This is a genomic window from Chryseobacterium sp. CG10_8 (assembly GCF_058117085.1).
The window spans coordinates 1-10887 of the sequence record NZ_JBYVEB010000096.1 but is presented as its reverse complement, the minus strand read 5'-3'; the positions used below and the strand labels follow the sequence as shown (position 1 = coordinate 10887).

At 32.8% G+C, this 10887-nt stretch carries 8 protein-coding genes; 4 read left to right on the top strand and 4 right to left on the bottom strand.

Annotation, left to right across the window (positions count from 1 at the left end):
- Nucleotides 1-2062: RHS repeat-associated core domain-containing protein (locus tag AC4AGG_RS13155; RefSeq protein ID WP_489772470.1), on the top strand; the 2062-nt coding region annotated here is incomplete at its 5' end.
- Between the two features lie 5 nt (nt 2063-2067).
- Nucleotides 2068-2580, top strand: a complete 513-nt coding sequence (locus AC4AGG_RS13150) for a hypothetical protein (protein WP_489772469.1) — start codon at nt 2068-2070, stop codon at nt 2578-2580.
- 265 nt (nt 2581-2845) lie between these two features.
- On the opposite strand, the gene AC4AGG_RS13145 is transcribed toward AC4AGG_RS13150, so the two are convergent.
- From AC4AGG_RS13145 to AC4AGG_RS13130, 4 genes are all read right to left on the bottom strand, one after another.
- Nucleotides 2846-4162 carry a DDE-type integrase/transposase/recombinase gene (locus tag AC4AGG_RS13145; RefSeq protein ID WP_489772468.1) on the bottom strand — a complete coding sequence of 439 codons (1317 nt, stop codon included), beginning with the start codon at nt 4160-4162 and terminating at the stop codon, nt 2846-2848.
- Nucleotides 4163-4271: 109 nt separating this feature from the next.
- On the bottom strand, nt 4272-6083 hold the full coding sequence (gene mobV, locus AC4AGG_RS13140) for a MobV family relaxase (RefSeq protein ID WP_489772467.1): 1812 nt from the start codon (nt 6081-6083) through the stop codon (nt 4272-4274).
- A gap of 887 nt (nt 6084-6970) precedes the next feature.
- Nucleotides 6971-8107 carry a hypothetical protein gene (locus AC4AGG_RS13135; protein ID WP_489772466.1) on the bottom strand — a complete coding sequence of 379 codons (1137 nt, stop codon included), beginning with the start codon at nt 8105-8107 and terminating at the stop codon, nt 6971-6973.
- Nucleotides 8108-8111: 4 nt separating this feature from the next.
- Entirely contained in the window at nt 8112-8534 is a 423-nt protein-coding gene (locus AC4AGG_RS13130; RefSeq protein WP_489772465.1) for a superinfection immunity protein, read from the bottom strand.
- A 443-nt stretch (nt 8535-8977) separates the two neighbouring features.
- Between AC4AGG_RS13130 and AC4AGG_RS13125 the strand changes: the two genes are divergently transcribed.
- Both AC4AGG_RS13125 and AC4AGG_RS13120 read left to right on the top strand, forming a co-directional pair.
- A complete protein-coding gene (locus tag AC4AGG_RS13125; protein WP_489772464.1) occupies nt 8978-9994 on the top strand; it encodes a ComEC/Rec2 family competence protein in 1017 nt (338 codons plus the stop codon).
- Nucleotides 9978-10887, top strand: a 910-nt coding sequence (locus AC4AGG_RS13120) for a hypothetical protein (RefSeq protein ID WP_489772463.1), incomplete at its 3' end; no start/stop codon positions are given. The genes AC4AGG_RS13125 and AC4AGG_RS13120, both read left to right, overlap by 17 nt.

Genomic DNA, 10887 nt, shown 5'->3' with positions numbered 1-10887 from the left:
TGATCCACAAAACAGACTACTTACCCATAAACATAAAGTAGATAGCGGAACGGAAGAAATTCTTGCTCAGAACACTTACAATGAGGTATCTCAACTTAAAACTAAAAAAGTAGGTGGACAATCTGCTGCAAGTCCTCTGCAAACTATTGATTATACCTATAATATCAGAGGCTGGATGACAGGGATTAATAACCCTACCAATTTAGGAGGTGACTTATTTGGGTACAAAATCAAATATAACCAAGTAGAAGGACAGACAACTCCTAACGCAACTTTCTTCCCAAATCATCATGTACTTCCTAAATACAACGGAAACATTGCTGAAGTAGATTGGAAAACAGCGACAACAGCTAATGACAATTTTAGAAGATATGGATATGTTTATGATCCTCTTAATCGTCTTTTGGGAGGCTTTTATCAAAAAGACTCCAATCCTTCAGCTGGAGAATATGGAGAAGTCTTGACTTATGATCTTAACGGAAATATTAAAACCCTCAAAAGAAGTGCTGATCTACAAACAGGCGGTACAACAGCTAACAATATAGATAACTTGACCTATGTCTATAACAACAATAACAGCGGTAATCAACTTCTAACAGTGACGGACACCAGTCAAAACTATAATGGCTACCCAGATACCTCGGGAGCTACCATAACCTATGATAGCAATGGCAATATGACCAAACATGAAGATAAGGGACTTTTAAATATTCAATATAACTTCCTAAATCTTCCCAAGTATATACAATTTAACCAATCTGTATTGAGGACTGGCGGTGGAAAAGGCGGGCTTACTACTCTTGTATACAAAAATTCCCAGAACATCTATCGTGCAGACGGAGTCAAATTGCAGAAAAAGCATTTGTTTTTTACTGGTCAAATGCAAGCATATAATACTTTGGAAACGACAGATTATTTAGACGGGTTTCAGTATTCTTATACAACAGGAGGGGATCCCGGTGCTGTTTTTCCGCAAGGCTTACAATTTGTACCCACAGCAGAAGGTTATTATAATTTCGAAAATAATCGCTATATTTACAACTACGTTGACCATTTAGGAAACACAAGAATCAGTTACTTTAAAGGAAGTAACGGAGTAGAAGTTCTGGAAGAAAACAATTACTATCCATTTGGACTAAAACACGAAGGATACAACAGCTTAGCTGGTAATCCTACTTATCACTACAAATACAACGGCAAAGAACTCCAAGAAACAGGAATGTACGACTACGGCGCACGTTTTTACATGCCGGATATAGGGAGATGGGGCGTCGTGGATCCTCTTGCTGAAAAATATAGAAGACATTCTACTTATAACTATGCTGTTAACAACCCAATTAGATTTATAGATCCTGATGGAATGAGTGCAGGAGATGTAATTACGATTAAAAATAATGGAGACATAGATAGGAAAATAAATGCCGATGACAAAGCCTATGATACTATTACTAACGAGAGTGGCTCTAATTCTATTACAATAAATCGTGTAAATGTCGACGAAAGTAGTAATCCTACTGGTGACTCCCAAATAGGAGAAGCAAAATCAGTTCCTTACAATACGCCGGGGCATGATGATGTTCCCGGAGGGACAAAGTTTACCTACTTACAAATTCAAGATTATGATACCGCAACACAGGTTTTCGAGTTTGCAGCAAATTATACAGCTGTTGAGTTTGGACAAGACACATATAATTTTTCTGATGGATATTCTACAAATATCATTGGAACAAATCACTCTGAAAATGAAAGTGTAAGTGCTTCTATAGCTATAGGTTATGTTGATGCGAGTTCACAGGGATCAGAAAATAAACACTTTATAAATAATGCAATGCGCCAAGAACGAGTACATTCTCATACTGCTGGAGGGGAGTGGGGTCCGTCGGGTTTTGTGGTTTCTCGTTATCGTGCGACAGGCGAGATAAAGGTTGAGTTAGGATTAAATGCAGGAGATCGGGCAAGTTACAATAATAGTGTTAAAAATGTTTATCAATACACTCCAGGAGTTGGTTACTTCAGATATAATAGTCAAACAGCTACATATACTGGAAAAACAAAGAAATAAGAAGTATGAAAAATTGGTTTTTAATCTCAGCATTACTTTTTGTATTAGGCTGCAAAAGTAATATTAATGGACAAGAAAGAGAAGATTTTCAACAAATTGTTAGTGCGTTTATTGAGGAGAGAAATTCGGAGAAAGAAGTTAATAACACAAAAAACATATTAATAATTGGAGCTAATACAAGTGAAGGTATTGAAAATGCATATTGGTTTGATGTATGCTTTGTTAACCCTGAGTTATTGTACGGTTTTAGATATTCAAAGGTTTACGAAATTGATAACTATAAGTTAATTATTGATGAATCACTAAACAAATCAAACATGTTGAAAAAATTTTTTAAAGAAACTAAATATGAAAATTTTAATTTAGCAACCCAACCAATAAATTATACTCTTAAAAATTGGCATGTTGTCTTTAATTCCGAAAATGAAGTTATATATATAAATCCACAAGGGAAATCAAAAAAAATCAAAGATATACTTATCAAAAAAGGAATTAAGTTTAGTGAAAATTTTGAATAATTTTGACTGGGCTACGTCTAACAGCTTGCAATTTTAGTCTATGCTTATAAAAAACGGTCTTTGATAGCGTAACAGATTGTTTATTAATTATTTGTAAAAACATATTATTCCATACCAAACCTTACGAAAATTCGTAAGGTTTTGGTTTTGTCGTTCATTCTAATAAAACAAACTTTTTTATCGGATATTTTTTTCATTTCATCTAAAAATCAAAATTCATTCTAAAGGAAAATGAACCCTTTTTAAAATTCAATCGATAATTTCATTAGAAAACCATACTATTCACAGTTATTTTCACATGCAAATGCTTTGTTTGTTCAATTAGTGTTCGGTTAACTTTTTCCAGAACTGGTTTTATATTTTTAAGCTCAGGGTTAGAGTGAATTTCATGCGGTGTGTAGATCAGATGGGCATGATGTGGTCTTTTGAAGATAATGTCTTCCATACTCTTCTCCAGTTCTTTAGGAAAATCCTCACTATGGATATTGGGTTTCAAATAGTAGGACTTTAAAACTCTAAAACTTGCTTCTATCATGCTATTAGAAAATAACACATCTTTGAGTGCCACTAACTTGGCGATATCTACATAACTCTCCTTGATAAAATCCTCTACTGTTTTATTATTGTTTTCAGCTCCTCCATCAACAATCAAATTCAGTTTTGGTGGACTGGGAATTTGCAAATCAAGACAAACACCAAATTCCTGCTCAACAGCTCTTCTTAAACTTTTCAACCTGATGATTCCGCTTAGCTCTGTAGAATAATCATAAACCAATATTTTTCTGGAAAAATTATCTACTACAGCATAGATGTAATATTTGATGTTATCCTTCGTCTTATAAATACTCACATCCAAATGCCAAATCCGATTGGGCGCTTCTGCTCTTACTGAGATTCTCTTTTTTACTTTTTTGTACTTCTTCCGGTTTTTACTTAAATCCAAAAGTTTACAGTAATGATACCAAGTAGTTCTTGCCATCGAGATTAGTCCATGTCGGAATCCATATCCCCAAACTGCTCCTGATGACCAATGTTCTTTGTCTTTCTTGGACATCAGCTTCTTCATCACTCCAATCTCTTGCATACTGACTTGTCTTGGAACTCTCTTATAGCACAACCAAATCATAGATTTCGCACAAGCATAAGTCTGCTGAAGCTTCCAATGCGAAAACTGCCTTGAGTTTATCCCAAGAAGTTTTAAAATTAATTTTTTGTTTGCGCTAACTTTGATGAGATGATCAATATAGGGAAGTAATTGCTTTCGGTTTCTTTTAATGAGCATCAGTAACTTTTGCCTTCCTATTAAATTGACAATCAAAATATAAACTCTCAATGAAGCAACAAATATTTCTGTTGCTTTTTTAACTCTTTTATCAAAAATTAATTTTAAATCCGAAACTGTCCTCTCCGATATCTCTTCATAATCAGATCCAAAATATTCTTTTGCTGTTTTGTTTTTCCAATATTGTGAAGTTGATGCTGGGATTTTTCCCAAAACTTCTTCAGGAAAAACTTGTCTTTCTATTCCAAAAGCATAGCAAAGTTTTAGGTTGGTGTGATAGGAGGTATAGCTTAGAGACATCTTTTGTGTTTTTTTTCTTTCTTGAGATCTTCTTCCGGCTTCATATTTCTGATCCTATTCAGCTGCTGCTTTTTTTGTAATCAGAGTATAGACCGCCCATCAAATTCTTTTAAAACCTTCTTAAGTTCTGTCCATTATTATGTTGCTTTTTCAACAAACCTTTTTCCCGCATCAAGACTTCACTAAAATCCTTCACTCCATGTCTTCCTTCATAGATTCCGTAATATTCTCTTAAATCTTTTGCTTGAGGAAAAATACTTTGGATTTGTTGCGTCATTGTGTTTCCTTCTGTTGTTCCGTCCAAACACAAGTTAACCTTACCTTTAAAACTTTGAAACTGTTTAATGAATTGGGGTACATTTGTGGAGTCATTCAAACAGATATATCGTTTTTGTTCTGCTTGGCTTCTCTGCTTATTTTGATCGTTTTCCTCCTTTTCTTTCTGAAGAAAAGCCAACATGGATATCATATTCTGAAAAACAATCACGTCATCTGCATCTTTATTTCCCACCTCTGAAATATCATTCTTTCCAAGCCTTCTATTTCCTTCTGTTGTGGAAATATTCCATCCATTGCTATTGTTGGGAATGCCTATTCCAAAAAAATGGTTTTGTCCTATCTGATAGTGAACTTGATAAATATGTTCTTTTAGAGTTTCTCTTTCTATTCCCACGCTTTCAAAATAATCAATCGTTGGACTATCATTCGGCGTGAAAATAGCAGTCATTTGGAAATCATTTTCTCCAAAATTTTTATTTTCATCTCGTATTAAATCGACTAATTGATTGGGTTTCGTTTCGGAAAATTTTTCAAGAAAATCCATAGCAACTTTCCATTCCATTCCTCCGATCTCCATGACTGCCTTCGTGATTTGACCTCCCGCTTTGGTTTGAAAATCAAAATATCCTCTTTCGTTAACCGTATATTTTTTAGTTCCTTGTTTGAAGTAATATTCATCTCCTGATTTCTTCTCAAACTTCAAAGCTCCTCTATCCATCAAATAGAAAAAATAATCCTTAACGGAAACGCTTTCTATTATCTTCTGAATCTTGGACTCACTGATGGATGCAGATTTAGGAATTTCTAACTGTTCTCGTTGAGCAGTTGAAAGTTTCTTCTCAAGACTCGATATTTGGCTTCTCAGCAATTCTATCTCTTTTTGTGTTGCTTCTGATTGATGGAGGATTAAGTTCTCTAATTTGGTGCTTAAAACCTCTTTCTTGCCTTTGAAATTGAATACATCTGTTTGCTTCAAATTTTCCAAATCGCTGAGAATATCATTATGGTCATTGAGCTTATACATTTCTCTTCTACGATATTCTTCCGTAGTATGATGTTTACGATCAGATTTTACTCCTCTTTCTAATCCAAACTCTGCCATTGCTTGAGCATATTTTGTTTGAACTTCTTCTAAAAGCTTTCCTGTTTTCATCCAATATCCAGCATTAAGTCTACCGTCAGCCGTAATGGGAACAAATACACAATGGATATGGGGTGTTTTTTCATCCAAATGAACAGCAAATCTTATAATGTTCTCCTTTCCATATTCCGCAATACAGAACTCCAGGTTTTTGTCAATCCATTGATCGAGTTTCTTTTTATCTGTTACAAGTTTTACCAACTCTTCATGGCTTCCTGATAACATCACATTAATTGAATAAACGGCATCTTTTCTAATGAGTTTTAATTCACCTGCTTTGTTTCGGTGATTATAACCTTCTTTGATTCTATTCAAAATGGCATCATTGTATGGCGACCGACAATGATCGTTCAGCTCGATATAAACATTATCTTTCGTTCTACTCAAATCGGCATGACGATAAGAGTACTCCATTCCCTTAATCCGATCAATATGATTACCCAAAGATCCTCCGGATACTTTGCCATGTTTTTGATAATGTAGTACTGCTTGTCCTGCCATATTATTTTATCCTTTTTAACTTGAATTTTTCCTAAAAATAAATTCTCAATATTTCCATTATTAGACTTTTTAGTCTTCGATTTTGACTGCCTTTTTTTGCCAAATTTAAACTACAAATTACTTGCTTTCTTTATGCTTATTGAAACCCTCGGAGAGCACACTGTTTTTTTACTGGAACAAAGTGGAAGAAAAAAAACGTAGTGTGCTACACTTTCCTAAATAGAAAACCAATTACACTTCAAATATACTAATTATTTTCTCTTTATAAGCTTTTGAATATCTCACGAAGGTAAAATTCTTGGTCGTTCAATTCCTTCTCATGAACACTTATTCGATAGGTTAAAAATAATAACCAAATAAGAATCAAAACTAACAAAATGATGATAGTCTTCTCTCTGCTTTTTTTTATCATTTTTTTATTTAATTAAACATGAAATTTTTAAATTCGATCTTATGGTTTTCGTAGTAAATCGGATCGGGTTTCAAAATAAAATGAATCTGATTTGGTATGGAATATAGAAAAGTGGTTCTCCTTTTTTTGAGTCTTTTATTCATTTGTAATTATTTGAAAATAGTAGTTCGTCGTTTTTTTATTGAGCTTTTTTTTTCAAAATTATAGAGATGTTATTCTCATTCTTCTACTGAAATTTTATTTATTTTTTAGGTCTCGAGCTCATCGAAATTATTATCCTGGTTTGCCTCGCAATTTTCAAATTCAGAAAATTGAAAATGCATTTCGATTTTCTTTTCTTCAATATTCGTTTTGAAGGGGAAAATTAAAAATTGGGAAGCCATCTCTTTTCTATGTCATGAGATGGCTTCTCTTTGTATTATAATCTACAATAGATTTTATTTTTGTTATTCTAATAGTGAAGAGAGTTTAGTTCTTATTCTGGAAGTTTATTATGATGAATCCGATATACAATCTCTCCCCTTTCAATCTTCTTTACTTGTTCTTCAATGATTGTTTTGATTTGGTTGATTTCGTAAAATGCAATCCTAATAAAGTTTATGTTATTTCTTCGGGTATAATCATCTTTTATTTTGTCGTTGCTAAGTCTAGTTTTAAATCCTTCTTCGCCGTTCCACTGTGGAACATTGAAAAAATGTCCTTCTCCGTCAGCTTCAACTAGTAGATTTATTTTTTCAATATAAAAGTCAAATCTGAGGTGGTAGGTGTTTTTACAATCTTCATATGTTTTCTCTGTCATAATCTCTTCCTTGGAAAAGTACTTCTGCAGTTCTTCATAAGTCAATTTCCATAGTCGGCTCTGATCCTTTTGGCATAGACTACACGCTCTCTGTCCTTTGAAATGTTTATACAACTTCTGTTTGAATTTAATACCATGTTCTCTACACAGAAACCACCCACATTCATTATCTTTTTTATCCCGCTCTAAATAATAGACTTGCCCTCCAAATTGCTCAAAGGATCTTTTTCGTACAATTTCTGGTGTAAGAATACTTTCGTACTTTCGGTTCTCTTTGGTACATATTTCACAACCTTCAGGAAAACTTCCCTTAAGGTTATAACTCACCATGTTTCTCAGAAGCTTTCCGTGAGCACATTCAAAGATGCCAAATCTGAAATCCTTTTCATCTCTTTTAATGAATTTGAGTTTTCCCATATGTACTTCTTTGCACTTATCTCTGACATAATCATCGGTTAATGCGTGGGGATGCTTTTCTCTTGGCATAGAGAAGTTTCGGGCTTTGATCGTCGTGCTTAGTGTATGATGAAAACACTCCTGGCAACCTTTAGGAACTCTTCCGGCAAAATGAGAGCTTAACATTTGCTCAAAGGGGATATTATGTTCTGTACATTCGAAGTATCCATAGTGGATATCGTTTGATTTTCGACCAAGGAATCTGTATTTTTTGTTGAACATGGCATCCGAACGCATTTGAATCAATTCGTCGGTAAGCAAATGTCCATTGCTTTTATCAAAGCCTTTGTTACTTTTATTGGGTTCTTGATTTTGATCGTTATGATGGTCTTGATTGGTATTATCTAAATTATCCATTTTTTTATTGGTTTAATAGTTTTTGTTTTTCTGCTTCGTATTCTTCTTCTGAAATAGCACCAGCACCAGTACTTTTGAGTTGGTTCAGCTGTTCTAGCTGAGAATACCTATTTGGAGATATTGTCTCCGAAAAATTATTGATGACCACACCCTTACTGCTTCTGAGCAAACTCCAAATCAATACGGATACCCAACCAATTAAAGTCCATCCTAATAATACATTAAGCGCAATTAAACCGATTAGATTATAGTGCTTTCTTACTAACCCGATAATGCTGGGCAAAAAATACAGGAATCCAACCAGGATAAATAAGATGTGCATAATGTTGAACGGAGGTTCATAAGGTGGCTCTGGAGAGCTCTGCAGCAATGCGATGCTGCTCATGGAAAAAATGAATTCTCCCAAAATGAAAATTGAAATCTTCATAAAATTTGTGGTTTTTTTATGATACGGGTTCCTGGTATCGAATTGTTCTGAAACAACAAAGGCGTGGAACCGAAGCCAAACTGTAACAGAGGTACCGCTAAGAACCCGATGACCAGAAAGACTCAGCCCACGCCCGTATAGAGGCGCAGGCGTAAGCCTATCAACTTGGTCATCAGTGAAAATTAGCGGTTTTCTGTTACCAATAGATAGCTTACGCTTTGCGTAATATTTTATGAAAACAAAGGTAATTCTTTGTTTTATCTTTTAATGTCTATTTTTTAACAAAAAAACATCTAAACCCTATAAGAAAATGAAATTAAGCTACAATTGACTTGAAGTCAATTGTAGCTTAATAGTGTAGAAACATTTATGTAAATTTGAGTGATTTGAAAAAAATTAGTATATCAACATAATAATATACATATTTGTCTTAAAAAAAACGTATGAAAATAAAATTCCTAAAAGCAGGGACAGGAGATTCCATAATAATAAACCATAACTCTAAAAATATTATTATTGATGGAGGAAATGAAAACACATTTTTATTTTCTGAGTATGATGAAATAAAATCAAGAGGAGAAAGAATTGATTTTTTAATTATCACTCATCATGATGATGATCACATCAAAGGAATTATAGATTTATTTGGAGAAATTCAAATTAGAAATGAGGAACCAATCATAGATAATGTAATTTTTAACTCACCAAGAAAATTATTGAATAATCTTGAGAAAACTGTAGATACAAACCTTTTATCATATAAACAAGCTCATGAACTTGAGAAGATATTAATTCAATATCCAAAAATAATTTGGGAAACTTCTTTAGACGCAAAAAACTTGGAAATCAAGATTAATGAATTATTTAGTGATCAGAATTTATCTTTTAGAATATTTTCACCTAATGAAGAAATACTAAAAAACTATGCTTCAAACAAAGGGGTATATCTAACTAGTGACAATAGGTGTGATTGGGATACCCCAATTTCTACATTAATCAAATATATAGATGATAGAAGTCAAGACAATTCCTCAAGTAATATGACAAGTATTGTATTATTGCTTACTTATCGAGAGAATAATTTTTTATTTACTGGAGATGTTACTCCAATTCGTTTCAATGAGATTATTGATGAAATTCGAGGTCAAAATGAAAATGCAAATTTTCAAGTTATTAAATTACCCCACCACGCAAGTTACAGAAGTCTAAATTCTGAAATTTTACAAAAAATAAATTGTATAAATTTTGTAATTTCTACAAATAGTAGAAAACATTATTTACCAAATAAAAGAGCCTTTCTAAAAATAATTAATAACAGAAAATCAAATGATGTCATCAATTTTTTCTTCAATTATGGAGAAGTTATTGATAGATTGAGAATATCCAAAAGAGATGAAAAAGAGTATAAAGTTAATTTAATTTCTAACAATAAAAATGACGGTTATGCCTTTGATATCTGAAATACTAAAATCATGTTCTGTTAAGATAAAATCAATGGTTGCAGGAGTTCCTTCTATCGGATCTGGCGTAATCTATCAGACACCAAACAAATGTCAATATAACTATATTCTAACTGCAAAACATCTTTTATCAGAAGAGTCCCACCTTGAATTTGAGTTTAGTAAATTACAAAGTATAGAAGTATATTATTATACTGATAAATTTGAAAGATTAACATATCTAAATAGCAAAAATTTAAATGAAAACGACATTATAATTTTTGAAAAAGAGGATTTTTTAATTTTAAAATTCTTAAAAGTAGAGGGTCTTAGTTTTCCTTCTATTTTGGTTTCTGATGATTTAGACAATGATGAACTTGTATTTTCTTGTTGGTCAGTTTTTAGAGCAAACGAAGACGCTTTAAGTTCTTTTAAATTTAGTCGTAGCGATCCATCTGAGAAAAAAATAAATCTTGAAAATAATGTTTCAAAAGAGTATCTAAATGGTTTGTCAGGAAGCGGAGTATTTATTCATAACAAGAACATCCTATTAGGAGTAATATCAAAATACCCGAATGAAAATTTTGAAAATTCTACAATTGAGTGTTCCAGAATATCATTTGCAAGCATTAATGCGGAATTACACGGAAGAGGACTTGTTCAGCTAGATACAAAAGATAGTTATCTAAAGCGAGAGATTGAAGGAAGAGTAGTTGAATTGTATCAGGCAAAAATCAATAATTCATACTTAGATTTAAATAGAGCAATAGAAAGGACAAGAACTGACATGAATGATGATTGGTTTTATGATTCATTGCATTATGTTGATCTTTTAAAACCAGAATACTTATTCGCAGAATTAAAGGATTATTTTTATGAAAACACTTACAAAGCGACTACTGCTGAAAAATTTT